The 25,596-nt window shown below is 62.0% G+C and carries 27 protein-coding genes; 9 read left to right on the top strand and 18 right to left on the bottom strand.

Annotated elements, in window-relative coordinates:
* The 6 genes from ACFX4T_RS15565 to ACFX4T_RS15540 form a co-directional block, all read right to left on the bottom strand.
* On the bottom strand, positions 1-755 hold a 755-nt coding region (locus ACFX4T_RS15565), incomplete at its 3' end, for an SDR family oxidoreductase (protein ID WP_377652623.1).
* Positions 752-1,726 carry an NAD(P)-dependent oxidoreductase gene (locus tag ACFX4T_RS15560; protein ID WP_377652622.1) on the bottom strand — a complete coding sequence of 325 codons (975 nt, stop codon included), beginning with the start codon at positions 1,724-1,726 and terminating at the stop codon, positions 752-754. The genes ACFX4T_RS15565 and ACFX4T_RS15560, both read right to left, overlap by 4 nt.
* Positions 1,727-1,781: 55 nt before the next feature.
* Positions 1,782-2,927 carry a substrate-binding domain-containing protein gene (locus ACFX4T_RS15555; protein ID WP_377652621.1) on the bottom strand — a complete coding sequence of 382 codons (1,146 nt, stop codon included), beginning with the start codon at positions 2,925-2,927 and terminating at the stop codon, positions 1,782-1,784.
* 72 nt (positions 2,928-2,999) lie between these two features.
* Positions 3,000-4,097, bottom strand: a complete 1,098-nt coding sequence (locus ACFX4T_RS15550) for an ABC transporter permease (protein WP_377652620.1) — start codon at positions 4,095-4,097, stop codon at positions 3,000-3,002.
* A gap of 7 nt (positions 4,098-4,104) precedes the next feature.
* On the bottom strand, positions 4,105-5,610 hold the full coding sequence (locus ACFX4T_RS15545; RefSeq protein WP_377652619.1) for a sugar ABC transporter ATP-binding protein: 1,506 nt from the start codon (positions 5,608-5,610) through the stop codon (positions 4,105-4,107).
* A 167-nt stretch (positions 5,611-5,777) separates the two neighbouring features.
* A complete protein-coding gene (locus tag ACFX4T_RS15540) occupies positions 5,778-6,566 on the bottom strand; it encodes an IclR family transcriptional regulator (protein WP_377652618.1) in 789 nt (262 codons plus the stop codon).
* A 168-nt stretch (positions 6,567-6,734) separates the two neighbouring features.
* On the opposite strand from ACFX4T_RS15540, the gene ACFX4T_RS15535 reads away from it, so the two are divergent.
* The 4 genes from ACFX4T_RS15535 (at position 6,735) to ACFX4T_RS15520 (ending at position 9,832) form a co-directional block, all read left to right on the top strand.
* Complete coding sequence (locus ACFX4T_RS15535) at positions 6,735-7,703, top strand: cyclase family protein (protein ID WP_377652617.1); 969 nt, start codon at positions 6,735-6,737, stop codon at positions 7,701-7,703.
* Entirely contained in the window at positions 7,703-8,758 is a 1,056-nt protein-coding gene (locus ACFX4T_RS15530; protein ID WP_377652616.1) for an NAD(P)-dependent oxidoreductase, read from the top strand. The genes ACFX4T_RS15535 and ACFX4T_RS15530 overlap by 1 nt, the downstream gene beginning before the upstream one ends.
* Entirely contained in the window at positions 8,755-8,964 is a 210-nt protein-coding gene (locus tag ACFX4T_RS15525; protein WP_377652615.1) for a hypothetical protein, read from the top strand. Before ACFX4T_RS15530 ends, ACFX4T_RS15525 begins: the two co-directional genes overlap by 4 nt.
* A 517-nt stretch (positions 8,965-9,481) precedes the next feature.
* Positions 9,482-9,832: a fumarylacetoacetate hydrolase family protein gene (locus ACFX4T_RS15520; RefSeq protein ID WP_377652614.1), complete on the top strand. Its 351-nt coding sequence runs from the start codon at positions 9,482-9,484 to the stop codon at positions 9,830-9,832.
* 94 nt (positions 9,833-9,926) lie between these two features.
* Here ACFX4T_RS15520 and ACFX4T_RS15515 read toward each other — a convergent pair whose 3' ends face one another.
* The 6 genes from ACFX4T_RS15515 to ACFX4T_RS15490 all read right to left on the bottom strand — a co-directional run bounded on the left by ACFX4T_RS15515 (position 9,927) and on the right by ACFX4T_RS15490 (position 14,461).
* Positions 9,927-11,216 (bottom strand): adenylosuccinate synthase, encoded by a 1,290-nt coding sequence (locus ACFX4T_RS15515; RefSeq protein WP_216922102.1) that lies wholly within the window; start codon positions 11,214-11,216, stop codon positions 9,927-9,929.
* Between the two features lie 222 nt (positions 11,217-11,438).
* Positions 11,439-11,954, bottom strand: coding sequence for a hypothetical protein (locus tag ACFX4T_RS15510; protein WP_377652613.1), 516 nt, complete (start codon positions 11,952-11,954; stop codon positions 11,439-11,441).
* The gene (locus ACFX4T_RS15505) at positions 11,951-12,613 is read right to left on the bottom strand and encodes a hypothetical protein (protein WP_377652612.1); all 663 of its coding nucleotides are present in this window, start codon (positions 12,611-12,613) and stop codon (positions 11,951-11,953) included. The genes ACFX4T_RS15510 and ACFX4T_RS15505 overlap by 4 nt, the downstream gene beginning before the upstream one ends.
* A gap of 10 nt (positions 12,614-12,623) precedes the next feature.
* The gene (locus ACFX4T_RS15500) at positions 12,624-13,187 is read right to left on the bottom strand and encodes a signal peptidase I (RefSeq protein ID WP_377652611.1); all 564 of its coding nucleotides are present in this window, start codon (positions 13,185-13,187) and stop codon (positions 12,624-12,626) included.
* Positions 13,184-13,843, bottom strand: a complete 660-nt coding sequence (locus ACFX4T_RS15495; RefSeq protein ID WP_377652610.1) for a SipW-dependent-type signal peptide-containing protein — start codon at positions 13,841-13,843, stop codon at positions 13,184-13,186. The genes ACFX4T_RS15500 and ACFX4T_RS15495 overlap by 4 nt, the downstream gene beginning before the upstream one ends.
* A gap of 3 nt (positions 13,844-13,846) precedes the next feature.
* Entirely contained in the window at positions 13,847-14,461 is a 615-nt protein-coding gene (locus tag ACFX4T_RS15490) for a SipW-dependent-type signal peptide-containing protein (RefSeq protein WP_223947787.1), read from the bottom strand.
* Positions 14,462-14,809: 348 nt separating this feature from the next.
* Here ACFX4T_RS15490 and ACFX4T_RS15485 point away from each other — a divergent pair, with 348 nt between their 5' ends.
* A complete protein-coding gene (locus ACFX4T_RS15485) occupies positions 14,810-15,442 on the top strand; it encodes a uracil-DNA glycosylase (protein ID WP_377652609.1) in 633 nt (210 codons plus the stop codon).
* A gap of 153 nt (positions 15,443-15,595) precedes the next feature.
* Here the strand turns inward: ACFX4T_RS15485 and ACFX4T_RS15480 are convergent, their stop codons facing one another.
* Positions 15,596-16,588, bottom strand: a complete 993-nt coding sequence (locus ACFX4T_RS15480) for an ABC transporter substrate-binding protein (protein WP_377652624.1) — start codon at positions 16,586-16,588, stop codon at positions 15,596-15,598.
* Positions 16,589-16,757: 169 nt separating this feature from the next.
* Between ACFX4T_RS15480 and ACFX4T_RS15475 the strand changes: the two genes are divergently transcribed.
* From ACFX4T_RS15475 to ACFX4T_RS15465, 3 genes are read left to right on the top strand one after another with little or no spacing between them, the layout of a single operon-like run.
* On the top strand, positions 16,758-17,846 hold the full coding sequence (locus tag ACFX4T_RS15475; protein ID WP_377652608.1) for an iron chelate uptake ABC transporter family permease subunit: 1,089 nt from the start codon (positions 16,758-16,760) through the stop codon (positions 17,844-17,846).
* On the top strand, positions 17,843-18,895 hold the full coding sequence (gene fepG, locus ACFX4T_RS15470) for an iron-enterobactin ABC transporter permease (protein ID WP_377652607.1): 1,053 nt from the start codon (positions 17,843-17,845) through the stop codon (positions 18,893-18,895). The genes ACFX4T_RS15475 and fepG overlap by 4 nt, the downstream gene beginning before the upstream one ends.
* Entirely contained in the window at positions 18,892-19,704 is an 813-nt protein-coding gene (locus ACFX4T_RS15465) for an ABC transporter ATP-binding protein (RefSeq protein ID WP_377652606.1), read from the top strand. Before fepG ends, ACFX4T_RS15465 begins: the two co-directional genes overlap by 4 nt.
* Before the next feature lie 130 nt (positions 19,705-19,834).
* Here the strand turns inward: ACFX4T_RS15465 and ACFX4T_RS15460 are convergent, their stop codons facing one another.
* The 5 genes from ACFX4T_RS15460 to ACFX4T_RS15440 all read right to left on the bottom strand — a co-directional run bounded on the left by ACFX4T_RS15460 (position 19,835) and on the right by ACFX4T_RS15440 (position 24,461).
* A complete protein-coding gene (locus ACFX4T_RS15460; protein ID WP_216922107.1) occupies positions 19,835-20,257 on the bottom strand; it encodes a DUF3151 domain-containing protein in 423 nt (140 codons plus the stop codon).
* On the bottom strand, positions 20,257-21,276 hold the full coding sequence (gene fbaA, locus ACFX4T_RS15455) for a class II fructose-bisphosphate aldolase (protein WP_216922110.1): 1,020 nt from the start codon (positions 21,274-21,276) through the stop codon (positions 20,257-20,259). The genes ACFX4T_RS15460 and fbaA overlap by 1 nt, the downstream gene beginning before the upstream one ends.
* 178 nt (positions 21,277-21,454) lie before the next feature.
* On the bottom strand, positions 21,455-22,429 hold the full coding sequence (locus tag ACFX4T_RS15450; protein ID WP_377652605.1) for an endonuclease domain-containing protein: 975 nt from the start codon (positions 22,427-22,429) through the stop codon (positions 21,455-21,457).
* Between the two features lie 11 nt (positions 22,430-22,440).
* On the bottom strand, positions 22,441-23,154 hold the full coding sequence (locus ACFX4T_RS15445) for a TrmH family RNA methyltransferase (RefSeq protein ID WP_377652604.1): 714 nt from the start codon (positions 23,152-23,154) through the stop codon (positions 22,441-22,443).
* A 44-nt stretch (positions 23,155-23,198) separates the two neighbouring features.
* Positions 23,199-24,461 carry a hypothetical protein gene (locus ACFX4T_RS15440; RefSeq protein WP_377652603.1) on the bottom strand — a complete coding sequence of 421 codons (1,263 nt, stop codon included), beginning with the start codon at positions 24,459-24,461 and terminating at the stop codon, positions 23,199-23,201.
* 301 nt (positions 24,462-24,762) lie between these two features.
* Between ACFX4T_RS15440 and ACFX4T_RS15435 the strand changes: the two genes are divergently transcribed.
* Complete coding sequence (locus ACFX4T_RS15435; protein WP_216922814.1) at positions 24,763-25,593, top strand: HAD-IIA family hydrolase; 831 nt, start codon at positions 24,763-24,765, stop codon at positions 25,591-25,593.
* Positions 25,594-25,596: the final 3 nt, after the last annotated feature.

Genomic DNA, 25,596 nt, shown 5'->3' with positions numbered 1-25,596 from the left:
ATTCCGCCATCAACGAAGATCGTCTGGCCATTGACGAAATTGGACGCCTCCGACGCCAGCCACACAGCAGGCCCGGCCAAGTCAGCGACCGTCCCCCACCGGTGCGCAGGGGTCCTGCCCAGGATCCAGGAATTGAACGCCTCATCATCGACCAGGTTCTGCGTCATTTCCGTATGGATATACCCCGGCGCGATCCCGTTGATCTGCAACCCCGACGCAGCCCACTCCGCAGTCATCGCCCGGGTCAGGTTACGCAGCCCGCCCTTGGCCGCCACATACGGGGCAATCGTCGGGCGTGCAAGGTCCGTCTGGACCGAACAGATATTGATGATCTTCCCCCTGCCCCTGGGAATCATGTGACGGGCCGCTTCCCGGCCCACCAGGAACGCGCTCGTCAAATCCGTGCTGATCACCCGGTCCCAGTCCCTGACATCCAGCTCAAGCATGGGAACCCGGTGCTGGATTCCGGCATTGTTCACCAGGATCTCCAACGGACCAACATTGGCCTCGATCCACGCCACGCCCTCGGCAGCCGACACCGCATCCGTCACATCAAACGCCCGGCTGTGGACCCTCCCTGCAGGGTAGCCAGCCGCCATTACGTCCATTGCCGCTTCCAAACGCTCGGGATTGATCCCGTTCAACACCACCGTCGCACCAGCATCAGCCAGGCCACGGGCCAACGCGTTACCAATCCCCCGGCTCGAACCCGTCACCAACGCAACACGCCCACTCAGATCAAACAATCCACTCATAGGACATCCATTTCATTCAGCAGCACGGCACCACGGCCGTCGCTAAGGCGTGCAACGGTCTCGCGGACCACAGCGAGGTCCAGGTCGCCCAGGCCTTGGTCGACCAGGCTTGCGTACAACCTGCGGGCAGCGGCAGCCATCGGCATGACGCTCCCAGCCCGCGAGGCGCTCTGCAGCACGAAGGCCAGGTCCTTGTGCATGAACTTCGCCGGTCCGGTGGGCGTATAGTCCTTGGCTGCAAGCCGCGTACCCACCCATTCAAGGACCCGGCTTCCAGCCAGCCCGCCAGCCAGCACCTCATAGAGGGCGGCAACATCCATTCCGGAGCGTTCGGCAAGTTCAGCAGCCTCCGCGAGTGCCGCCGTCGTGGTTCCGACAATCAGCTGGTTACACGCCTTGGCGAGCGAGCCCGAACCCAGCAGCCCCATGCGGCGGACCGTTGTTCCCATAGTTTCAAAGAGCGGCTGAAGCCGTTCAAAGTCCGCTTCGGACGCCCCTGCCATAATGGCCAAGGATCCGTTTTCGGCGCCAGCAGTGCCGCCGCTTACTGGCGCGTCCACCACCACGGCGTTCCCGCCGCTGGCCTGATGGACTCTTTCGCCGAAACGTTGCACTTCCGTTGGAGAAACACTGCTCATAATCACGACGGCGGTGCCCGGCTTCGGCGGTTCGCTCCGCCAGGCGTCGAGCAGGTCCGTTGCGGCCTCTTCGATGAACGGCAGATCCGGAAGCATGAAGACGATGATCGGCTCGTTGCGAAGGTCCGCCACAGCCTCTGCCCTGGACCCGCCGAGTCCAACGACCTCCTCAACCGCTTCAGGTGAGCGGTTCCACGCGCGTACTTTCCATCCTGCCTTGAGGAGGTTGGCTGCCATTGGGCCGCCCATCAGGCCCAGTCCAACGAAGCCGACACTGGGGTTGTGGTGCCCGTTTGCTGGATCTGCGCTCTGCGAAATGCTGGTCTCTTTCAAAGTAAAACCTTGTCTTGCGGGACCCGAGAGCCCTGGCCGGTGGGGCAGCAATGAATTATTTGCCCCAGATCTTGCGGTAGGCGTCCTGGTAGCCCATGGGATCCCAGGCATCGGTGGCCGTGGTGTTTTCCTTGGTGGAGACATGGATTTGGGGGACGTACCCGCTGGCGGGCTGATTGTTGAAGGCGCGGTTCAACTCGTCCACGAGTTGCCATCCCTCCGACTTAAGGGGGGAAGGTACGGTTGCGCTTTGGTATTCGTTGGTTTTGATCCGCTGCAGCGCGGACGAATCTCCATCTCCTGCTCCTACGTTGTAGGGTGCACCACCGGCATTGACCCCACCGGCCCGCAATGCTGCTGCCGCGTTTTCGTAGTAGACATCGTTGATGGCCACGGAGTAGGTCCATGCGTCGTTGTGCTTGCTCAGCAGGGATGACACCTCCTGGGGCATGCGTGCACTGACGTCGGAGAGCGGAACGTTTGCGTAGTCCAGGACCTTCGTGCCGGCACAGGTTTCCAGTTCCTTCTTGATCATCTGGGATTTACCTTCGGCGAACGGAATGGAGGAGTCCGTGAAGATGACGACGCCAGCCTTGCCGTTGGACTTTGCGATGACGTAGTCGGCGCTGATCTTCGCCACGTCCTCGACCTTGGTGGTGACGTTGCTGAACAGCAGGGGGTCAGAGCTGGGGCCAGGGGTGGAAAGAGCCTGCCACGCAACGAGAGGGATCTTCGATGCATTGGCCTCGGCCACCTGGGCTGCTGTGGTCTTGGGATCGAAGCCTCCGATCACAATACCGTCGGGCTTGGTGGTCAACGCTTGGCTGAAGGCGCTTTGGATCCCTGCCGGAGTGCCCAGTCCATCGATGACTTTGACGTTCCATCCGATGGCCGCTGTAGCCTCCTGAAGTCCTTTCGCGACTCCGGCAACGCCTGGATTTGTCATGGATTGTGCGACGTACACGATGGTCTTTCCGGCTGCTGCGGTAGGACCGGTCGTCGGACCGTCCCATTGGGCCTCCGCTTTAGCGGCGTTGTCAACAGCCTTTTGCGCTGTGGCGACGACGTCGGCACAGCCGCTGTCTCCGGCTGCAGCGGTCCCTTGCGTGCTGGATTCGGAAGAACCGCTGGTGCAGCCTGTGAGTCCAAGCACCAGTACGGCACCGGTGGCGAGCAGGAAGCGGGGCATGGGAGAAGTCATGGTGGAGCCTTTCAGTCTGGGGAATTCCGTTGTGGTAAGCGGGATGACGAAATGCTGGGCTACTGGTTTGTGCTACCGGAGACTCGGCGCGGATGCTGGCGGTAGGCCGGCTGAGGTGGTCGGTCCCGGAGCCGCCGGTGTTTCGTCGGTGGGGGTAGGTGCGAGCGGGGGTGCTGCCACTGCACCTGCCCGGAGCTTCCGCCTGGCAGAGTATCCAGCGAGGCCCACCGCGATGAGCAGCGTTACGCCGTTGAAGAGGGGGGTCACCCAGAACTGGGCTCCCAGTTGCGAAATGCCGGCGAGTCCAATAGCCAGGGTGATGACAGCCACCAGGGTGCCAATGACGTTCGCGCGTCCCGGTTTGATGGCGGTAGCACCGAGCAAGGCGCCGACGAACGCGGGCAACAGGTAGTCCATACCTACGCTGGGGTTCCCGATTTGCTGTTGCGAGGCGAGCAGCACTCCGGCGAACCCGGTGACGACTGCGGAGAAGGTGAAAGCATAGATTGAGTAGCGCTTGGTGGGGATGCCCATCAAGGCAGCGGCGCGGGGGTTTGATCCCAGAACGTAGAAGTAGCGGCCGAGGGGCAGTCGCTCAAACAGGATCCACAGGACAGCAGCAACCACCAACAGGTAAACGGCGACGATCGGAACTCCTGCGATCTTGGAGTCGTAGAGGTCTTTGAAAGATATCGGCAGGCCCCCATCACCGGGGACTACTCGTGCCCCGTTGGTGATGGCGCCGGTTATGGCGTAAAGCACGGTTCCCGTACCCAAGGTGGCCACGAAAGAGTCGATCTGGCCGAACTCCACCAGAAGCCCGTTGATAATGCCCACCAAGGCCATCACCCCGAGTGCCACAAGGGCCGCCAATCCCCAAGGCAGACCTCCGTCGATGATGAGTTTGAGGACGATCACGTGGGATAGCCCTAGTCCGTACCCAATGGAGAGGTCGAACTTGCCGGTTGCGATGGGGATCATGGCCCCCAGAGCCAGCAGGGCCGGGATGGACTGGTTGCTGAGGATCGCATTGAAATTCCTGCCCGACAGGAAGGTTTGGGGAAGGATAAGCGCGAACACTGCGAAGAGTGCGACGAGGATGACAACCAGTCCATAGGGGCCCAGAAGGTGGGCAACGCCTTGCCTGCTGCTTTTTTGTTTTTCGTTCATGTGAGGTTCACTCCGAAGTATGGGCAGCACCCGAGGCGGCCGCAGTGAGGTTTGCAATGGTCAGGTCCGGGCCTGACAGTTCGGTGGTCACGTTTCCCTGGACGAAGACGAGCGCCCGCTGGCAAACGCTGGCGACCTCTTCAAAATCAGTGGAAATCATCAAGACGGCCAGTCCAGCTGCGAGGGATTCCTCCAACAGCCTGTAGATATCTGCTTTGGCCCCGACGTCCACGCCCGCGGTGGGTTCTTCGAGGATGATGAGTTTACGGTTGGCGCTTAGCCACCTGCCGATCATGATTTTCTGCTGGTTACCGCCGGAAAGTGTGGCGATGGCCACTTCCGGGAGGGCTGGCCGGACCCCGTAGCGCGCGATCAGGCTCTCTGCGAGCCTCCGTTCTTCTTTGGGTTTGGTCCACAGGAAGGGGTTCTTCGAATGGACACCTGGATTCGGCAGGAAGTTCTCCCGAAGGGTCAATTCAGGTGCGCAGCCTTCATCCATCCGGTTACTGGTGACAAAACCTATGCCTGCCGCTACGGCATCGGATGCGGACCGTGGCTGATAGTTCTCCGAGTCCAAGGTGACGCTGCCTGAATGGATGCGATAGGCACCAGCCAGGGCACGTCCAATCTCCATGTGCCCTGCCCCGGTAAGGCCCACCATGCCCACTACCTCCCCCGCCCGGACGGAGAAGGAGACGGGGCGGGTCCGTTCGGTTGCAAGTTCATGGACCGCCAGCCGCTCGGCATTCTGCCCAACCATACTTTTTGAGCTATAGCTCGCTGGCTTATGGCCAACGATGTCCACCACAAGTTCCCGCGGAGATTTCTGTGCAATGGGGCCGCTGTGAATCAGCCGGCCATCGCGCAGAACCGTAACCGTGTCCGAGATGGCAAAGACCTCGTCGAGCCGGTGACTCACATACAAGAGGCCATGGCCCTTGCTCCTGAGTCTTTCCAACACGTCGAAGAGCTTGCGGGAATCGGCAGCGGGCAGGCTCGCCGTCGGCTCATCCAGGACGATTACCGAAGCATTCGAGGCCAAGGCCCTGGCGATGGCAACCAGCGACTTGTCAGCCCTGCTCAATTCTGAGACATATCGGTCCGGCTCAAGGTGCGCGGCAACCGTTTGAAGGGCCTCTGCTGCACCCTCACGGACCTTGTGCCAAGAGATGAGCCCGCCCGAACGGCCAAATCCAGTTCCGAGGGCAATATTCTCGGCAATGGTCATGGAATCAACCAGGCCCAGGTCCTGGTGGATGAACGCCATACTGGCAGCCGCCTCCGGCGTGCCCAAGGCATGGCCTGCGACGGTGATCCGACCGCTGGTAGGTGAGTAGAGCCCCGACAGGATCTTGATGAGCGTCGACTTGCCGGCGCCGTTCTGGCCAAGCAGCGCGTGGATGCTGCCCGCCTCCAATGTCAGGTCGACATCCTGCAGAGCCGCGTTGACACCGAATCGCTTTGACAGACGGTCAATCTGGATCAGTGTTTTCGAAGGAGGGTTGGTTCCCATGTTCGCTCCTTGCAGCCCCAGTGCTGCCTAAAATTTCTGGGTGGTCACCTATGACCTATTGACCAATATCCTGACCGATGTCCAACCCTTTGGTCAATAGTTTGCTCAAAATGAAGCGAAATTGGTCCAGTCAGACTGCGGAAACCCAGCCCCCCATGCTCGGCTTCTTATAGGGAGTGCGCACTGAGTGGGTTGGCCAAAGCGTCGGCGATGAGCTGCAACTCCTGCACAACTTCTGCATGGTCCAACTCATCGGCACGAGCCTTGAGCAGCGTTGCGCTGATGGCAAACTGCGCAGGTTCACCGGGAATATCCACTACTGGAACGGCGAAACACACCACGCCGACATTCGTCTCCTCGTCGTCCATGAAATAGCCCCGGTGGCGCGACTTCTCAAGATCGGAAAGGAGCTCGGAAACACTCGTGAGCGATCGGGCGGTAAAGGGCGTAAACGCCTTTCCGCGGTAGCGGTCTTCCACTACCGCTTCCGGCAGGGTCGAGAGCACTGCCTTGCCCGTGGCCGTGACGTGGGCCGGGAAGCGGTCGCCGATATTTGCAGTCAGCCTGATGGGGTTGGTCCCCTCGTAGCGCGCAAGATAGAGGACGTCTGTTCCGTCCAGCAAAGCCAGCCGGGCAGCCTCCCTGGAAATCAGGCGGGAGCGCCGGCATAAAGCGTAAAACTCGGAGAGCTGATCCGCCGAGCGAAGGTAGTCGCCGGCAAGGGACAGGATCCTGCGACCCAGGATGAAGCGGCTATCAGAACGGCGCAGCATACCCTCCACTTCAAGCGCGCCGCAGATGTTGGCCGTCGAGGACTTGGCCAAATCCATCGCCTTGGCTATCTCGGGCACACTCATGCCGGCCTGCCCGGCCGCGGCCACAAGATCAAGAATTGCCATCGCCCGCGTAACAGCGGGTACCGCACTCGATGCACCCGCGCTGGTCTCTGCCGTCATTTCCTACCTCCGAAATCAAAGTATTGACTCTTGACCAGTATATTGGCCTACTATTGCTACGTCACCCTTTCGGGCCCAGAAAACCGGCCTCCATATTCTGCGTCGAGTCGACGCACGAGGTGTTTCCCCGACGCTGAACCAGGGACACCAAAAATCTAGGAGTACACAGTGTGCGCTGAACACACCACGGCAAGATCACTCTACCCAGCCCCACACGGCAACGGACCCGATGTGTCCGTGGAACGCTTCGAACAAGTCTTTGAACAGGTAAAGACGTGGGGCACCTACGAAAACCCGTCGGCCGGGGCTTGGCAGACAGCCACTCCAACAGGCGTGATTGCGGCTGCCTCGCTGGTCCGCAGCGGCCGCGTGGTAACCACAGCGCTGCCATGGAACACCACCAGCGGGCCCTCCAATGCCAACCCGGCACTGCATTACATGACCGATCTTGGGGTGCGCGAGGCTCCCGAGCCGTCCTGCAACAAAGACTTCATCGGCGTTGACTACCACGGGAAGGCCGTCAGTCATCTGGATGCACTCAGTCATATCGCATACAAAGGTTCCCTTTATGAGGGGAAGGTGTCCAAGGACGTAGTTACTGCTACGGGAGCGGATTTCGGCTCGGTGAGCGCGCTTGGTTCCCTGGTGGCGTCAGCAGTCCTCCTGGACTTCACCGTGCTGTTCGACGTTCCGTGGCTCGAACCCGGCACAGCCATCCATGCAGAGGACATCCTCGCCGCGGAAGAGCGCCTCGGAATCACTATCAGCCAAGGCGACGCAGTCCTGATCCGGACCGGCCATTTTCGCCGCGCACGTGAGCTCGGCATGTGGGACTCCTCCGACCTCAGTGCCGGCCTTCACATAGACTGCATGCCTTTACTTGCCGAACGGGGAATAGTCCTTCTGGGCGGCGACGGTGACTCGGACGTGCGCCCCTCACCCACACCAGGCATCCATTCCCCCATTCACATCCTTGCAATAACGGCCATGGGTCTGCCCCTCCTGGACAACCTCGACCTCGAAGAACTCGGTACTGCCTGCGCCCAGGAGGACCGCTATCGGTTCATGTTCGTGGTCGCCCCCCTCAACATTCCCCGCGGCACTGGCTCGCCCGTTAATCCCCTGGCGGTTTTCTAATGACATTCACAGTAGGTATATCCCGCGACTTCCTCGATGCCGAGGGCAACAATGTGTGGGGAGACATCGGCCTTGCCGGCCTTCAAGAAGCCGGATTGGACTGGGAGTATATGCACAGCAGCGCAGAAGCGCTGACCCCGGAACAAATGGAGCGCTACGACGCCATCCTCTACGCTGCGCCCGCTGTCACAGCGTCTTCATTCGACGGCGTCGCCAACCCGCCGCTCATCCTCGCACGATTCGGGGTCGGGTTCGACGCCGTCGACCTCGCAGCATGCACGCGGGCAGGAACAGTGGCGACCATTACCCCTGACGGCGCCAGAGGCCCGGTCGCAACCGCAACTCTGTCCATGCTCCTTTCGGTATTCCACCACACGGTCATGAAGGACCGCCTGGTACGTGAAGAGTCCTGGGACCTCCGTGAAACCTTCATGGGCACGGGCTTAACGGGCAAGACCATCGGCTTCCTGGGCGTCGGAAATACCGGCGGCGAACTGATCCGGCTTCTCCAACCCTTCAACGTCCGGTGTGTAGGCCACGACCCCTATTGTTCCCCCGAAAGGGCCCGTGAACTGGGAGTCGAGTTGATGGGGCTCGAGGACGTAGCTGCGACCTGCGACGCACTGATCGTCATGGCAGTCCTCACGGAGACGACACGACACATCATCAATGCGGAGATCCTTGCGAGGATGAAGCCCACCTCCGTGGTCATCAACATGGCACGAGGACCCATCATCGACGAAAAGGACCTCATTTCAGCACTGGCCAACGGAACCATCGCCGGAGCGGGGCTGGACGTTTTTGAAGAGGAGCCCGTCGCCAACGAACTGCTGGGCATGGAAAACGTCACTCTCTCCCCTCATTGCCTCTCATGGACCGATGAAATGTCCGTTGGCAATGGCAGCAGCTGTGTCCGGGCGATTGTCAATGTCGCGGAGGGCCGGGTACCGGAATTCGTCATCAACAGGGACGTTCTTGAAACCTCGGAATTCAACGAAAGACTCCGTTCCAGGGCGGCCCTGAACACCACGGCAGCACGGGAAGTGGTGCCGTGAGTGAGCTGGCCTTGGAAAGGACCGAAGTGGTCATCAAGCAAGCCCGCGACGTGGATGGAATCTTGGATGCTGCGGTTCGCGGGCTTCAACTCAAGGCTCTTGCTCACGGCACCGGCGGCATCTTGGTCACCCGGCAAGCCCCCGGAAGGTTCACGCTGGAACTAAGCAACGACGTCCCCTTCGGGTACACATACGAGAAAGCTTGAGTCGTGAAACGCGCGTTGAGCGAAGTGGACGGTAAGGATTGGGACGCCATTGAGTACGCCACACGAGATGAGGAATGGCAGAACACCCGCAGGCATGGCCTAAGGTGCCTGGGCTGCGGCGAACCGGCGTTTTTTCGTACTCAAACCAGCCAGCGGTGCCCAAGTTTCGGGGCCAGGCACTCCAGCACATGTGCGTTCGCCGTGTTAAAGCCGTGGAGCGCCTTTAGATTCCTCCAATAGCCGCACGTCCCGATCGGGCTTCACAATCTAGCAAGGAGAACCATGCGGATCGCCAGAATATTGTCCTCCGCGGGCCCAACGCATGCAGTCTTCCGTAACGGACTGTGGGAACACATCGTTGATCCTTTCGCAGAAACCCTCAGCCGTACGGGGGAAGCAACAATGGAAGCCGAGGCCGTTTATCTCTCACCGGTGACCCGCGTCCGTGGTAATAGGTATCGCCCACAACCGTACGCTCAACAGCCATCCCCTACCGATTCAGGCGTGGCTTAAATCAGTGCACACGGTAGCCGGCGACCAGGATGAGGTCACCGCAGCACGCGATTTCCAAGGCAAGGCCGGCGTGAATTACACGCCCCTCGGACCTTGGATCGAAACCGACTTACCGGGTCCTGACCTCGTAGGAATCGACGTTCTGATCAACGGAGTCGTCAAAGCGAAATCGGGAACGTTCAACCTTCCTTCGTCCGTGATCGACTGCCTGATTTACGCCACGTCCTGGCTGACCCTTATGCCCGGAGACGTCGCCATGACCGGGGCTCCGGGAACGGCTGTTGCGGTTGAGCCAGGACACCGTGTGGACATCACGCTTGGTGAGATCGGCACCCTGACCAACTCGGTCATCTAATACTTTACGACGGCGGGCCACCCCAAGGTTCCTGAGGAACCAGCGTTCCAAAGGACCAGGGGTGACCCGCCGTCGTCGTAAATTCAGTAAAAACTTAGTCGTTGATCAGATCATGCACAACGATCGTCTGGTCGCGGTCCGGTCCGACGCCGATGGCCGAGAACCGCGTACCGGAGAGCTTTTCCAAAGCCAGCACATAGTTGCGGGCATTCTCCGGAAGGTCCTCCATGGTCCGGGCGCCGGTGATGTCCTCAGTCCAACCGTCGAAGTACTCAAAGATCGGCACCGCGTGGTGGAACTCGGTCTGCGTCATGGGCATTTCGTCGTGGCGGACGCCGTCGACGTCGTAGGCAACGCAGACCGGGATCTGCTCGATGCCCGTGAGGACATCCAGCTTGGTCACGAAGTAGTCCGTGAAGCCGTTGACGCGAGAAGCGTGGCGCGCCAGCACGGCGTCGTACCAACCGCAGCGGCGAGGGCGGCCGGTGTTCACACCAAACTCGCCACCGGTCTTCTGCAGGTAGACGCCCATCTCGTCGAAGAGTTCCGTGGGGAACGGGCCGGCGCCAACGCGCGTGGTGTAGGCCTTGATGATGCCGATGGAGCGCGAAATCCGGGTGGGGCCAATGCCCGAGCCAACGGAAGCACCGCCGGCCGTCGGGTTGGAGGACGTGACGAACGGGTAGGTGCCGTGGTCGACGTCCAGGAACGTGGCCTGACCGCCCTCCATGAGCACAACCTTGCCCTCGTCCAGAGCGTTGTTCAGCTCAAGCGTGCTGTCGATGACCAGCGGGCGGAGACGCTCTGCGAAGGACAGGAAGTATTCCACGATCTCGTCCACCACGATGTCGCGGCGGTTGTAGACCTTGACCAGGAGTTCGTTCTTCTGGCGCAGGGAGCCTTCCACCTTCTGGCGGAGGATCGATTCGTCGAAGACGTCTTGGACGCGGATGCCCAAGCGGGCCACCTTGTCCATGTAAGCCGGACCAATGCCACGGCCCGTGGTTCCGATGGCGCGGCTGCCGAGGAAGCGCTCCGTGACCTTGTCCAGGACCTGGTGGTACGGCGCTACGAGGTGTGCGTTGGCCGAAACGCGCAAACGGGAGGTGTCCGCGCCACGGGCTTCAAGGCCGTCGATTTCCTGGAAAAGGGCCTCGAGGTTCACCACGCAGCCGTTGCCAATAATGGGAATTGCATTGGGGCTCAGAATGCCCGCGGGAAGGAGCTTCAGCTCATACTTCTCACCGCCAACCACCACGGTGTGCCCGGCGTTGTTGCCGCCGTTGGGCTTAACCACGTAGTCAACACGGCCACCGAGCAGATCGGTAGCTTTGCCTTTGCCTTCGTCGCCCCACTGGGCTCCGACGATCACGATAGCGGGCATGGGATCCTCCCCCATTCTTTCGGGCGAGACCAAGCCGGATGGCCAGGACTCGACGCCGTACATGAGAATGCCCCGACTTACCGGTGCAGCCTGCCACATGGCAGCATACGCAAGAGTTTCGGGGCTCTTACCAGCCAAGTTTAGCCGATGGGGCCTGAAACTCTGGTGTCAAGGAGTGTCCCGGGGACGTTTAGCGTCAGTTTGGAGTACGCCGGTGACGATTCACAGATTGGTGCAGGAACCACCAACGCCAGCAATCAGTCCTGCATTGGCCTTGACCGAGACGGGTGTGGACTTCCAACCGGCCGTCGTGACGTAGATATCTACTTGGAACTGCGTGTTGAACCCCAAAATGCCACCAAGAAGCGTGGCTGGAATGTCCGTGGTGTAGCCCGCCGATGTCCCGGTTGTGTTGGCCGTACCTGGATACCCCTGCAGGGTGGTCACCGGGGATCCGGCAGTGATCAGGTGGACATCAATCAGAGCATCCGCGAGGTCTGGGTAGGCGGCTGGCGGCTTCCAAAATATCCTGACGTAGGCTCCGGCGCCGAGTAAAACCGGATGGTATTCGCAGGCGCCATTGAGCGTTGCGGGCGGAATCGTGATGGTCCCGAAGCTACCCGTGCCGAATTCACTCCGCTGCCAGGACGCCTCCGTCACCGATGGCGGGCTTGAGGCGGAAGTCAGTAAGGCGAATGCCACCGCCCCGGACGCCAGCCACCCGAGCCGCTTCTTCATACTTGCGCACCCCGCAACCGGGCAAGAGCGAACCCTGCGGCGACCGCAAGCACGCCCAGCATCGCTGCGCCACCTAGCCTGGCACCGGTATCAGCCAAGCCAATGGACGACGGCGGCCCGCCCGGACGTGCGGTGACCGCACCGGGGCTGGGATCTCCAACCGCATTGCCGGAACCATGGACACCCAGCACAATCTGCGTGCGGCTCCCCTGGAACTCTGCGGGAACGTCCTCCGCGAGCGCCGCGCTCACCAGGACGTACGACCCGTTGGACCATGTGCTGCCGTCTTTCATGAGGTCGATCCTCAAGCCCTCGGCAAGGTTTAGATCCGTAGGCTCAAGCAAGCTCCGTTCACCGCTCACGCACATGGTTCCATTCCATGGCTGTTCACAGGAGCGTAACTGCACGCTGAGGAAGTTCCGGAGCCCCTTGGATTGACTCTTCGGACCTGCAGTTTCGGCCGGCTGGATCCACACTTCCAGTAGACCGGCACCCTCACCGCGTGCGTGCACGTCCACCACCCAATCCGCCGTCCCACCAGGGGTGAGACGGTGCACTTCCCCGGCCGGACCGGCGTCGAGCTCCAGCCAACCGGAAGGTCCTTCCTCGGCGTGGGCCGGTAGGGCGCCCAACAAAAAGAGAGCGAGCAGCCCGGTCAAGGCCCTCAATCTAGGTAGCAGCATGTTGCCCTCTTTTTCGGCGCTGGCCGCGGCCGGATCCGTTTCGGGATCCGTTCCGAGGCCACAGCACCCAGCTCACCAGCGCTGCTACGCAGACGGTGGTCACACCCAGCACCACCGGGTTGGCGGCGGCAGCCAAGGGATAGGCGAGGCCGGGGACGGACCAGAGGACAATTCGGACGCGCTCCACGACGTACGGCGCTGGATCAGCGTCGGCGTTGGCGTCGCCTTTCATTGTGATGGTGCGGGCAGCTCCCTCCGCGGGTCCAACACTCTGGATCCTGTGCGTGATGGGCAGCTTTCCGGGCCGGTCCACCGTAACAACGTCACCTATTTTGATCTCGGCCGCTGGAATCTCGCGAACCACGGCCAACGAACCTGCTGGGATAGTGGGCGACATGGAGCCGGTTTTGAACAGGATCAGGGTGATGTTGAACGCCACAGCGAGAACCACTGCGATGAGGCAGACAGTGCCGCCCGCGGCAGCCAGGTTCAGCAGCGTCTCCCGCAAGCGGTGCTCAAACCGGCCAGGCCGGAACCGGGGCCTGCTCATGAGCTTGAGGTGGCAGTGAACTGCCAGGTCGCACTTGCTGTCTGGCCCTGCAACGCATTGTTCGCCCCTGCCGGAAGCGATACCTCAAAGCAGAATTGCGTGGCTGCCCCCGGCAGGGTCGCCGTGGCCGCAGCCAGTGGATTTACGACGCCGGCAGCCTGGCCCACGGTCAAGGGTTTGACGCCATCGCTACCCACCACGAAATCCGGTGTCCCGGTGAACGTTGAAGCGTCACACGTGGCTGAACGCACCACGCGATAACGAAGCGCAGCCCCGAGATCTGCGGTCCCCGTTCCGCTGCTGGTCACCACCGGAATCTCTAGCACCACCTCGCCCGCCACGGACGCCGTCTTGGTCCTGACGGCGAACGGCGCATAGAACACGGTGCCCGGGCTCATCGCGGCGGCATTGAACACCAAAGTGGCACCCGGTGAAACGTCGTTGGTGCTCCACGTTCCCAGAGCGTTGTACGGATTGGTGACGTTGGACTCGGTCACGAAAACGCTCGCTCCGAACGAACCCGTGGCGAATTCGCTGTCCGTCCAGGAAGCGAGCGTGACGGAGCCGCCGAGTCCCAATGCCAATGCGCCTGCGAGGAGCGCACGGATACGAAGGAAAACTACACCGCGCTTGGTTTTTGCTCGTCGATGACCCATGGATCACTGCGACTGTGCGGCGAATTCCCACGTGGTGGACCCGGTTTGGGCTTGGACAACTGCCCCCGCGGTCACCCGGAAGCAGAGGTTCACTGGTGCTCCGGGGTCGGTACCGGCTCCCTGAGTCAACGGAAAGGTGACGCTCGCCGGCGTCGACCCCAGCGTTTCTCCGGCCGCCACCAACGTTTCCGTGACAGTTTCGGCGCAACCGAAAGCGTCAGACTGCGTGAGCTCGTACGTTAAGCCCGCCAGGGATCCCGTGGATCCTTCCGTGGAGATGGTCACCGTGGCGTCGTAGCTTGACGCCGCATCCAACCTGACAGCGAACGGGGCGGATACGACGTCGCCCGGCGACAGGTTTGTCGGGTTGGTAGTGAATGCCAACGTGGCCGGCGAGCCTACCGGATTCTCTGTGAACGTGGTCCCGTTGACGCTCCCCTGGAGATTGAAGGAGCCTGCTGTGAAGGTGCCTTGGGCAAACTCGGAGCTGTTCCACGCCGCCAGAGTGATCGCCGCACCCACTCCCAGGACAAGTCCACCTGCCAGGATCGCGCGAACCTTTGGTGCTTTTTTGGGACGCTGCCCTGATTCTGCCGACGCCTCTGTTGATACAACCACGTTTGCCCCCGAGGTAGATGATGCGAAAGATGCTGTTGAAGACCGGTGCATGGAGTCGGGGGTTCCAGAACAGGTTCCCCAAAACCAATAGCCCAATCCATCATTTGTGCAGGTCAAAGTCAACGGCTTTGACCTGCACAAATGGGTTAAGACTCAGGCTCGACACGAACCGCGTTCCGGGGCAACACGCCGTGTCTCATTTGGGGGCGCGCCGAAACAGGGTGCTGCAGCGCCCATAGTCCGGTAAGGTTAGTTAGCCCCCAACAGCACCCTTTGAGGTTCGGCAGCGGCATGCCCGCGGCCCCTTGGATAGGTGCGCGCAGTAACACCTAGGAGACCAAACCCCTGATGCAAGACCTGGCGACTGAATCACCCGAAGAACTCCTCTGGAACCGCCGTTACGAACCCCACATCGCCGAGGTCAACGGTCTGTGCGATTCCCTGAAGGAACAGAAGCCAGGCAGCGAGGTCCTCTACATCGACCCCGCCCACAGCATGGACGACTGCCGTATCGTCAGCCTTTTCTCCAACCAGCGCACCAATTCGGGCGAGGGCTTCATCACCCCGGGCGACGAGGAAGCAAGCACCCGCATGCTGGGCATGCAGTGGCAGCTGGGCCTCCGCCCCGAGCTCATGATGCCGTGGAACGCGTACCCGTGGATCGAGCCCAACGAGGAACCGGGCAAGCTGACACCGGCAAACATCACCGAAGGCCTCAAGCCGCTCCTGCGCTTGCTGGCGATCCTGCCGCGCACGTCGGCCCTTGTGGCACACGGCAATGAAGCGCACCGCCTTGCCGACCAATTGATGAAGGCCGCCCCCGCCAGCATCGCCCGCCGCGGCTTCAAGACCTTCAAGGTCCGTTCCCTTGGTGGCCGCTCCTTCGCCGGCACACCCGCCCGCCAGCAGGAATACCTGGACGCCATCCACAGCGCCTACGCCGAGGCAATGGCGCGCACGGGCATCCCGCGCAAGGCTTAGTCTCCCCCAACTGAGTCGCATTTGTGCGCGTTTTGGGCCCTCATAACGTTCTTAAGTGCTACTCAGTTGGGTGATTAACAACGACGGCGGCCCCCACCTTTTGGTGAGGGCCGCCGTCGTCGTTGGGGTGCTTGTGTTGGGCAGTTGAAGGCGTTAGCGGACCAACATGCTGCGCAGGTCCTTGAGGATCAGCTGCGCGCCTGTCGGGCCGAGGCCGAGGAACCACACGTCATCGCTGACAGCCTTGGCTTGGCCGGCTTTGACTGCGCTGAGCTTCGGCCAGACTGCGCCCTCAACAACTGAGGTCTCGCCTGTAGCGGCAGGATCCCCGTAGCTGCTGTAGAAGATCCAGTCGGAATCACCCTGCTCGATGTTTTCGGCCGAGATCTCGGCGGCAAGTTCGTCGATGTTCTGGTTCTCCGGGCGGGCCAGGCCTGCGTCCTTCAGGATGACGCCGATCAGCGACTTGTTCGCGTACAGGCGGATCTTGCCTGGGAGGAAGCGAACCAGCGAGATCTTGGGATCGCCCTTCACATCCGCCTTGAGGGCATCGGCTTCGGCCTGGTAGTCGTTGAGTGCCTTGACGGCCTTGTCTTCCTCGCCGAGGGCCTTGCCAACCAGCAGGAAGTTTTCCTTCCATGGGAAGCCGGGCCGGATGCTGAAGACCGTGGGTGCGATCGTGGACAGCTGCTTGTACAGCTTGTCTGCACGCAGCTTGCTGCCCAGGATCAGGTCCGGCTTGAGGGCGGCGATCGCCTCAAGGTTGAGGTCCTGGATGGTGCCTACCGACGCCACGTCCTTAACCTTGTCAGCCAGGTAGCTGGGGACCGGGTTGGCGCCTTCCGTTGTGGCCATGCCTACGGGTGTCATACCCAGGGACACCACGTCATCCAGCTCACCGGTGTCCAGGACCACCACACGGGTGGGCTTGGCTTCCAGTGTGGTTTCGCCGTTGGCGTGCTTCAGCGTGCGCGGGAAAACGCCGGGGGCAGCATCGGTTCCAAGCTTGGCAGTTTCCTGGTCCGCAGTGGTGAACTTGGAGCCGCCGGTGGCGACATCGGCATTGCCGGCGCTTGAACCCGAACCGCCGCTTGTGCCGCAACCCGCAACGAGACCGGCGACCACGGCTGCGCCTGCAATCTTCATTGCCAGGCTGCGGACGCGGGAGAGCCCGCGTCGCTTTACTACAGAATCGTCGTTTTTCACTGGGTAAGGCTAACCTAATTAGGGCACACTTCTGTGACGTTGTGACAACAGTCACGGAAAGGCCCCTCGTTTCGTTACCGCCCCGCCCCTCCTGGAATGGTTCTCTGTTGTGTCCCAAGTGACGGCTCCTGCTGCTCAGCCGCAAGATGACCAGCCACCCGCTATCGCTCCGCGAACGGCGAAGGCGGGTTCCGGCGTCGTCAATAAATCCCGCTGGAGGATTCTTTTCCTGGCTGTCGCAGCGGCAATGCTGGTTGGTGCAGCACTGTTGAGCCTGGGCGTTGGCGCGAAGTTCATCCCGGCGCCCACCGTTCTGCAGGCATTCACAGATCCAAAGGAGATCGCCGATCACGCCATCATCCTCCAGAACCGGCTGCCGCGAACGCTGATGGGCATCGCCGTCGGAATCGCGTTGGGCGTGGCTGGAGCGCTTATCCAGGCGATTACGCGGAATCCCTTGGCAGATCCCGGAATCCTGGGCGTCAATGCCGGCGCGTCCTTTGCCATAGTGCTCGCGATCGGCGTGCTGGGAGTGAGCTCACTCAGCGGCTACATCTGGTTCGCCTTCGCAGGCGCCATCCTGACCACAGCCGCCGTCTACCTCATCGGCACATCCGGTAGGAACGTGGTGAACCCCATCCGGCTCACCCTTGCCGGCGTTGCATTGGGCGCTGTGCTCACAAGCATCGGCTCGGGCCTGACACTCTTGAACCCCAAGGCGTTCGATCACCTGCGCTCGTGGAGCATCGGTTCGCTGGACACCCGCAGCATTGAGTCTGTCCTCACGGTTGCCCCCTTCATGGGGGCCGGACTCCTCCTCGCGCTCTTCTGCGTCCGCGGGCTCAATGCCGTAGCGCTGGGCGATGATCTGGCAACTTCCCTTGGTGCCAACGTCAACCGCACCAGGGTCCTGGGCGTCGTAGCCATCACCCTGCTCAGCGGTGCTGCCACAGCCGGAGCGGGAGCAATCGGTTTTGTCGGTCTCATGATTCCGCACGTAGCCCGTTGGATCGTCGGCCCGGACCAGCGGTGGATCATGGCCACCACCGTGCTGCTCTCCCCCATCCTGCTTCTGGTGTCGGACGTCGTGGGCAGGATCGCGGCTCCCGGAGAGCTCCAGGTTGGCGTGGTCACAGCGTTTATTGGTGCCCCGGTGCTCATCGCCTTGGCCCGGCGCCGGAAAGTGAGCGGGCTATGAGCCGCATCGATTTCGGCCGCCCCACTGTTTTGCTCCATAACCGCGGCCGTTCCCTGAGTGTCCGGCTAGATGTCCGGAGCATCCTCGTAACCATCCCCTTGCTTCTGGCAGCCCTCACCGTGGCCGTTGTTTCACTCACCACCGGCGACTTCGAGGTAACCGTGCCCCAGGTTCTGCAGGCATTTACCGGTGATGCACCGGGACTCGCGCAGACAATCGTGATGGAGTGGCGGCTCCCCAGGGTTTTGTCGGCACTGGTGTTCGGTGCGGCCTTGGGAATGAGCGGCGGCATCTTCCAGTCCATGACCCGCAATCCGTTGGGCAGCCCCGACATCATCGGTTTCAACACAGGCGCCTACACCGGAGCGCTGATCGTGATGTTGACCCTTGGCACTGGCTATCTCGGGATCGCAGTTGGTGCTTTGGTTGGCGGCATCCTCACCGCACTGGCCGTCTATTTGCTGGCCTACCGCCGGGGTTCGCAGGGCTTTCGGCTCATCATCGTGGGCATCGGCATCAGTGCGATGCTCGCCGCGTTCAATCACTGGCTCATCCTGCAGGCAGAGCTTGAAGCCGCGCTGGCAGCAGCCGTCTGGGGAGCTGGGTCCCTCAACGGCATCACGTGGGAGCAAGCGGCGCCTGCCGCCGTCGTAGTTGTTGTGGTTGCCTTGGCCACGCTGGCGGTGGCGCGTCGGATGCAACTCCTGGAAATGGGCGACGACGCCGCACGCGCCTTGGGCGTCCGGGCCGAACCCACTCGTTTGTTACTGCTGGTCCTTGGCGTCGCGCTTACGGCTGCCGTCACCGCCGTGGCCGGTCCCATCGCGTTCGTGGCCCTCGCTGCACCGCAGCTTGCCCGCAGGCTGTCCCGAAGCGCCGGGATCACACTGGTTCCCTCGGCTGTGATGGGCGCGTTCCTGCTGGTGGCCAGTGACCTCGCGGCACAGCGCTTGTTCGCTCCGATCCAGCTTCCAGTAGGCGTAGTGACGGTCTGCATCGGTGGCATCTACCTCGTCTGGCTGCTGGCCAGGGAAGCAGGGAAATCATGATTACTACTTCTGCGCCGCAACTGCACACTGAAGCGCTGACCATCGGCTACGAGCAGCGCGTCATCTCGGAGAACCTCAACGTGCGGATCCCCGAGGGGCAGTTCACCGTGATCGTGGGGCCCAATGCCTGTGGGAAATCCACCCTTCTGCGCGCCCTTGCCAGGCTCATCAAACCCCGCAGCGGAGAGGTGTTGCTGGACGGTAAGTCTGTGACGTCGCTGCCGGCGAAGGAACTCGCGAGGCGTTTGGGGCTGCTTCCGCAGTCATCCATCGCGCCGGACGGCATCACCGTGGCGGACCTGGTGGCCCGCGGCCGGTATCCGCACCAGAAATTCCTGCGCCAGTGGAGCGCCGATGATGAAGCCGCAGTTGTTGAGGCGATGGAGGCCACCGGCGTCGCGTCTTTGTCCGGGCGGCTGGTGGACGAACTCTCAGGTGGCCAACGGCAGCGAGTCTGGGTGGCCATGGTCCTTGCACAACAAACCCCGCTGCTGCTCCTGGACGAACCCACCACGTTCCTTGATATCGCCCACCAGATCGAGCTGTTGGAACTCTTCCGCGAGCTGAACCTGGACAAGGGCCACACGCTGGTCGCCGTGCTCCACGACCTCAACCATGCAAGCCGCTATGCCGATCACATCATCGCCATGAAGGATGGCGAGGTGGTGGCCGAGGGTGCTCCGGCCTCGGTGATCACTGAGGAACTTGTGGAGGAAGTGTTCGGCATGCCCTGCCGGATTATCCAGGACCCCGTGACGCACACGCCGCTGGTGGTCCCCCTTGGACGCCCGCGCTTCGCACCCAACTGAGTCGCATTTGTGCGCGTTTTGAGCGCTCGAAACGCGCACAAATGCGACCTAATTGGGCGGGTTAACGACGACGGCGGCCCCCACCTTTTGGTGAGGGCCGCCGTCGTCGTTTGCTTAAGCAGCGCAGGCCTTAGCTGGCCTCGATCGCTGCCTTGGCCTTCGGGTCTGAGTCGTTGAGGAACTTCTCGATCCGCTCGGGCTCTTCGGGCTCGCCGATTGCAGCGGCGGCACGACCCAGCGCGTAGAGCGCGCGCAGGAAGCCCTGGTTGGGCTCGTGCTCCCACGGGATGGGCCCGACGCCGCGCCAACCGTTGCGGCGCAAGGAGTCCAGGCCGCGGTGGTAACCGACGCGGGCGTACGCGTAAGAGTCGATGGTGCGGCCCTCAGCCCAGGCTTCCTCGGCGAGGATTGCCCACAGAAGAGACGACGTGGGGTTTTTCTCCACGAGGTCCAGCGCTTCCTTGCCGAGAGCCAGGTGCTGGTAGATCTCGGTTTCGGCGGGCAGGAGCGTGGGCTCCGGCCCCATCAGGTTCTTCCGGAATTCGTCGGACATTAGAACGTCTTGCCGACCGATCCGAGCTGCTGGGCTGCTTCGACGATGCGCGCGGCCATCCCGGCTTCGGCGGAAGCGCCCCAGACGCGGGGGTCGTAGGTCTTCTTGTTGCCCATTTCGCCGTCCACCTTCAGGACGCCGTCGTAGTTGGAGAACATGTGGCCGGCAACCGGACGGGTGAACGCGTACTGGGTGTCGGTGTCGATGTTCATCTTGATGACGCCGTAGGAAACAGCGTCAGCAATTTCCTGCTCCGTGGAGCCCGAGCCGCCGTGGAACACGAGGTCGAACGGGTTGTCCTTGCCGATCTTGGCGCCGACCTCGGCCTGGATCTGCTTGAGCAGTTCGGGGCGGAGCTTGACGTTGCCCGGCTTGTACACGCCGTGCACGTTGCCGAAGGTCAGGGCGGTGAGGTAACGGCCGTTTTCGCCGGCACCCAAAGCCTCGATGGTAGCGAGAGCGTCTTCGGTGGTGGTGTAGAGCTTCTCGTTGATTTCGTTCTCAACGCCGTCTTCTTCGCCACCGACGGTGCCGATTTCCACCTCAAGGATGATCTTCGCTGCAGCTGCGCGCTCAAGCAGTTCGCGGCCGATGCGCAGGTTGTCGGTGAGGGTCTCGTGCGAGCCGTCCCACATGTGCGAGTTGAAGATCGGGTCCTTGCCGGCCTTGACTGCTTCCTCGGAAGCTGCCAGCAGCGGGAGGACAAAATCGGCCAGCTTGTCCTGCGGGCAGTGGTCCGTGTGGAGGGCGATGTTGACGTTGTAGTTCTTGGCAACTTCGCGGGCGAACGCTGCGAAACCGAGCGAACCGGCAACCATGTCCTTGACCGAAGCGCCGGACCAGTAGGCTGCGCCACCGGTGGAAACCTGGATGATGCCGTCGGATTCGGCCTCGGCGAAACCGCGGATCGCAGCGTTCAGAGTCTGCGACGACGTCACGTTGACCGCGGGGAAAGCGAATCCGCCAGCCTTTGCGCGGTCGATCATCTCGGAGTAAATCTCTGGGGTTGCAATGGGCATGGTGACTCCTATGCTGAATTCGTCTGTGGGTTGGTAACCCTGGAGTAGACCGCTTACGGCTAGCTCCCATCCTAGCGATATCCGCCGGGACGCCGTGTTTCGGGTCACTGGGGCTCTTAACACTTCCGCCGAGTTGGCATTTAATGACAATCCTGCGCGCTGACATTGGCATTAAGTGTCACCTCGCACGCCAGCCGCGGCTTTCGAGCGCACGGCGGACCTTATGCACGACGACGGGTCTCTCACCTTGGAGGTCCTGCTTGGAGATCCGGACTTCCAGCCAGCCGTGGGCGAGGGACTTTTCCTGCCGCTCGATGTCCCTGAGGTGCTGGTCCGCGCCGCCATGATGTTGGCCGTCGTATTGAAGAGAGACCCTGAACTCGCGGTATGCGGCATCCGGCCAGAGCACTGGCTGGCCAAGGGCATCGCGGACAATGTGGTTGAGAACGGGTTCCGGCAGATTCGCATTGACCAAGGCCAGACGCATCAGCGTCTCCGGAGCAGAATCCGCCCCCACACGAATGAGTTCCAGTGCTGCGCGGGCTTTGCGCACGCCGCGCATGCCTGGATGACGGCGCACTATCTCCGTCAGCTCCTCGATGCTGCACAGCGCGTCCTTGGGCATGGGAAACCCCGGGCCGTGCGAACACACAAGGTGGTCACCCGCTGCGACCAGATCCTCCAAGGGCAACAGCGCGGCCAAGTCCAGCCACGTCCGCTCGGGTGAGGTGAGCCTGACGCCGTCGTACTCGAGCACCTCCTCCGGAAGAAAGGTGAGGAGGTGTCCGGCCACGTTGACTCGCCGGGGAAAGCTGAACCCCCTCCGCCGGGCCAGATGAATGCGCCAATCCCCGCTGCAGTTGCCCGGCAAGGGGACATCCCAGATCCGGGCGGCCGACAAGGAAACCAGGGTGGAGGAATCGTCCAGGTCCGTGTAAGCCCTCAAAGCGGATGACCCGGAAGCCCCGGACTCGGCCGGCATCCGGATTCCCCGGGATACCAGCAACAAGTCCTTGGCACGGGTCCGGGACCGGGTCACACCGGCTTTGTCCGATGCACGCACAGAGAAGGAACCGGCGGTCAGATGTTCTGCGCTCCGCGAGATGGCACTTAATGACAATCCGAGCGCGCTTGGATTGTCATTAAGTGCCATCTCGGCGGGAGTTAGACAGGCTGCTGGAACACGTGCCGGCGAACCCAGGCGTGCATCGCGATCGCCGCAGCAGAGGCAGCATTTATGGAACGCGTCGAGCCGAACTGCTCAATGGACAACGTAGCAATAGCGGCTTCATGGACCTCGGGTGTGAGGCCCGGGCCTTCCTGCCCAAACACCAGGACGCACTTTTCCGGGAGGTCGTAGGTCTCCAGGGGCACGGAATCCGGGAAGATATCGATGCCGATCACGGCAAGCCCCTCAACCTGCGCCCACTGGACAAACTCCTCGACGGTGGGGTGGTGGCGGACGTGCTGGTAGCGGTCGGTGACCATCGCCCCGCGACGGTTCCACCGGCGTCGACCAATGATGTGGACCTCTTTGGCGAGGAACGCATTGGCTGTGCGCACAACCGTGCCGATGTTGAGGTCGTGCTGCCAGTTCTCAATCGCGATGTGGAATTCGTGCCGCTTGGAATCCAGGTCCGCGACGATCGCCTCGTGCTTCCAGTACCTGTACTTATCCACCACATTGCGGCGGTCACCATCCCTGAGCAGGTCCGGGTCCCAGTGCTCGCCAACCGGCCACTCGCCTTCCCAGGGTCCGACGCCGACCTCCGGTTTCGCTTCAGTCCCGCCTTCTGCCATTGTCCTGTCAACTTCCACGGTTCCGTCAGGGGAATGGGCAGGGGTGGGCAGGGCTGTGTTGGGGGGAAGGTCAGTCACCCCTCAACTTTAGCCCTGCCCGGTCTTTGCTCTTTGCCCGCCGGCTAGACCATCTTCCACTTGTTGATGCGGTACGAGTTGGCCAGCTGCTCCATCAGGCCAGGGTGGGCGTCCCAATAGGTCTTGTGCCCGCTAACGCCCAGCATCTGCGGCGTTCCCCACGGTGTGACCGAGAACAGGTTGACTGCCTGGATTTCTTCCCCACGCGCGTTGGTGCAGGTGAATCCAATGACCACGGCAGCGCCACGACGGAATTCGCGGATCTCGGGCATCGAGGTCTTGAAATCCGAGGTGCACTTGTGGCCAACAAGGTTCTGGGGCAGCTCGGTGGCAGTCATGCCCTTGTACCGGGCCTCGATATCTTCGATCGCGGCTTTGATCTCTTTCGGATCCTTGCCGAACTTGCCTTCGTCGGACTCGGCGAAGAATGCATATGCGAGAGCAATGCCGTCGCCGTCCGCCTCCACGGTGCCTTGGGCCTTCTTCTGAATTTCCTCACCGGTGGTGGGGTCCTTGGTGATTCCGAAGGATTCGTCGTGGGTCCACTCGGCCAGGTACTGGAAGGAAGATTCGCCCGTGACCCACTTGCTGAACAGCGGGTCGCCGTCGGCCGGAACATTCGTCGGGCCGGCGAACTCTTCCCACACGCTGGGCAGCGGGATGGCACCATCCGGAATCTCGGAGGAGGCGGTTGCGTCGCCAGAGGGCTCCGCAGACGGGTCATCGGACGGCTCGGCTGCCGCGTCCGACGCTTCGTCGGAGGCACTGGCCGAAGGCACGGGACTCTCTACGGCCACCGGTTTGGTCACCGAAGGAATCAACCATGCGAACACAACTACCAGCGCAATGATCACGACGACGGCGACTCCACCGAGGATCAGGAACAGCGCCTTCTTGTTGTGGTCACCCGGGCCCTGGCTGGGTCCGCCGGGCTGGCCGGGGTAGCCCGGTTGGCCTGGATATCCAGCCTGGCCGCTGCCCTGCTGCTCCGGGTAGCCGCTGCCCGGCGGCGGGAAACCAGGCTGACCCTGCTGCGCCTGTGGGTAGCGGTGGACAGTTTCCGCGAACTCGCCGTCAACGTGCCCCTGCTGGGTTGGGAATTGTTGCGCGGGGAAAGCCTGGGTGGGCGCCGGCTGTGTCGGGAAAGCCTCCGTCTGGCCTTCCTGCGCCTGCCCTTCCGGCTGATACATCGGCTGGGTCTGGCCCGGCTGATACTGCCGGTATTGCCCCTGCCCGGAGTCGTAGCGTGGCTGCGGCACGCCCTCGGGATTGTACGGAGGCTGCGGCACTCCATTGTTGTTGCTCATGACAGGCCCTTTCAAACGTGTTGAGTACCGGCGTATCTGGGGATATCCGGTTATCGATCCAGTAGTGGGGACCTGCTGAAGTGCGGCGACACAAAAAATCCACCATGTCGATCCCCCGACCCACGGTGGTGGCACGCCTGCGCCGGAACAAGCGTAGTTCAGTCCGTCGAGTACCGGGCAAGTCACAGCGGTTTTCCACATGGGTAGAACTACCCACATAGCGGAATGCCAAGGATGTTTAGCCGCTCGAATGATGAAAGACTGGGAAGCAGTGCATGACCAATCCCAGCCGGAGGCAAATATGGCAGAAGAATCCTCGCCCCACACGTCCGCATCGGTTTACCGGAACGGCCACGAAATCGAATGCTGGCTCACGGACATGGACGGCGTGCTGGTTCATGAAAACCAGGCAATCCCGGGTGCAGCCGAGCTCATCCAGCGCTGGGTGGATACATCCAAGCGCTTCCTGGTCCTGACCAACAATTCCATCTTCACTCCGCGGGACCTCGCAGCCCGCCTCCGCGCGTCCGGGCTGGAAGTTCCGGAGGAGAACATCTGGACGTCGGCGCTGGCCACGGCCCAGTTCCTCAAGGACCAGGTCCAGTCCTCTGATTCAGGCAACCGCGCCTACACCATCGGCGAGGCCGGCCTCACCACCGCATTGCACGAGGCCGGATTCATCCTGACGGACACGGAACCCGACTTCGTGGTGCTCGGCGAGACCCGCACCTACTCTTTCGAAGCGATCACCATGGCCGTCCGCCACATCCTTGCCGGCGCCCGTTTCATCGCGACCAACCCTGATGCCACCGGTCCTTCCAAGGACGGCCCCATGCCGGCAACCGGCGCAATCGCGGCAATGATCACCAAGGCAACGGGCCGCGAGCCTTACATCGTGGGCAAGCCGAACCCCATGATGTTCCGCTCGGCCATGAACCAGATCGACGCCCACTCGGAGACCACGGCCATGATCGGCGACCGCATGGACACCGACATCGTGGCAGGAATGGAGGCCGGGCTCCACACCGTCCTGGTGCTCAGCGGCATCACCCAGCGCGAGGAAATCGTGTCCTTCCCGTTCCGCCCCAACCAGATCCTGAGCTCCGTGGCCGATCTCAAGAGCCAGATCTAAAGC

Source organism: Paenarthrobacter sp. YIM B13468, assembly GCF_042788025.1.
Classification (GTDB): domain Bacteria; phylum Actinomycetota; class Actinomycetes; order Actinomycetales; family Micrococcaceae; genus Arthrobacter; species Arthrobacter aromaticivorans.
Note: the sequence above shows the minus strand (reverse complement) of the source record. Positions and strands in the feature narration are given on the sequence as shown.

Excerpts from the sequence above, each read along its gene's own strand:
- ACFX4T_RS15555 (WP_377652621.1), bottom strand. The coding sequence starts at position 2,927 with ATGACTTCTCCCATGCCCCGCTTCCTGCTCGCCACCGGTGCCGTACTG.
- ACFX4T_RS15550 (WP_377652620.1), bottom strand. The coding sequence starts at position 4,097 with ATGAACGAAAAACAAAAAAGCAGCAGGCAAGGCGTTGCCCACCTTCTG.
- ACFX4T_RS15545 (WP_377652619.1), bottom strand. The coding sequence starts at position 5,610 with ATGGGAACCAACCCTCCTTCGAAAACACTGATCCAGATTGACCGTCTG.
- ACFX4T_RS15540 (WP_377652618.1), bottom strand. The coding sequence starts at position 6,566 with ATGACGGCAGAGACCAGCGCGGGTGCATCGAGTGCGGTACCCGCTGTT.
- ACFX4T_RS15530 (WP_377652616.1), top strand. The coding sequence starts at position 7,703 with ATGACATTCACAGTAGGTATATCCCGCGACTTCCTCGATGCCGAGGGC.
- ACFX4T_RS15515 (WP_216922102.1), bottom strand. The coding sequence starts at position 11,216 with ATGCCCGCTATCGTGATCGTCGGAGCCCAGTGGGGCGACGAAGGCAAA.
- ACFX4T_RS15510 (WP_377652613.1), bottom strand. The coding sequence starts at position 11,954 with ATGAAGAAGCGGCTCGGGTGGCTGGCGTCCGGGGCGGTGGCATTCGCC.
- ACFX4T_RS15500 (WP_377652611.1), bottom strand. The coding sequence starts at position 13,187 with ATGAGCAGGCCCCGGTTCCGGCCTGGCCGGTTTGAGCACCGCTTGCGG.
- ACFX4T_RS15495 (WP_377652610.1), bottom strand. The coding sequence starts at position 13,843 with ATGGGTCATCGACGAGCAAAAACCAAGCGCGGTGTAGTTTTCCTTCGT.
- ACFX4T_RS15485 (WP_377652609.1), top strand. The coding sequence starts at position 14,810 with ATGCAAGACCTGGCGACTGAATCACCCGAAGAACTCCTCTGGAACCGC.
- ACFX4T_RS15480 (WP_377652624.1), bottom strand. The coding sequence starts at position 16,588 with ATGAAGATTGCAGGCGCAGCCGTGGTCGCCGGTCTCGTTGCGGGTTGC.
- fepG (WP_377652607.1), top strand. The coding sequence starts at position 17,843 with ATGAGCCGCATCGATTTCGGCCGCCCCACTGTTTTGCTCCATAACCGC.
- ACFX4T_RS15465 (WP_377652606.1), top strand. The coding sequence starts at position 18,892 with ATGATTACTACTTCTGCGCCGCAACTGCACACTGAAGCGCTGACCATC.
- ACFX4T_RS15460 (WP_216922107.1), bottom strand. The coding sequence starts at position 20,257 with ATGTCCGACGAATTCCGGAAGAACCTGATGGGGCCGGAGCCCACGCTC.
- fbaA (WP_216922110.1), bottom strand. The coding sequence starts at position 21,276 with ATGCCCATTGCAACCCCAGAGATTTACTCCGAGATGATCGACCGCGCA.
- ACFX4T_RS15450 (WP_377652605.1), bottom strand. The coding sequence starts at position 22,429 with ATGGCACTTAATGACAATCCAAGCGCGCTCGGATTGTCATTAAGTGCC.
- ACFX4T_RS15440 (WP_377652603.1), bottom strand. The coding sequence starts at position 24,461 with ATGAGCAACAACAATGGAGTGCCGCAGCCTCCGTACAATCCCGAGGGC.
- ACFX4T_RS15435 (WP_216922814.1), top strand. The coding sequence starts at position 24,763 with ATGGCAGAAGAATCCTCGCCCCACACGTCCGCATCGGTTTACCGGAAC.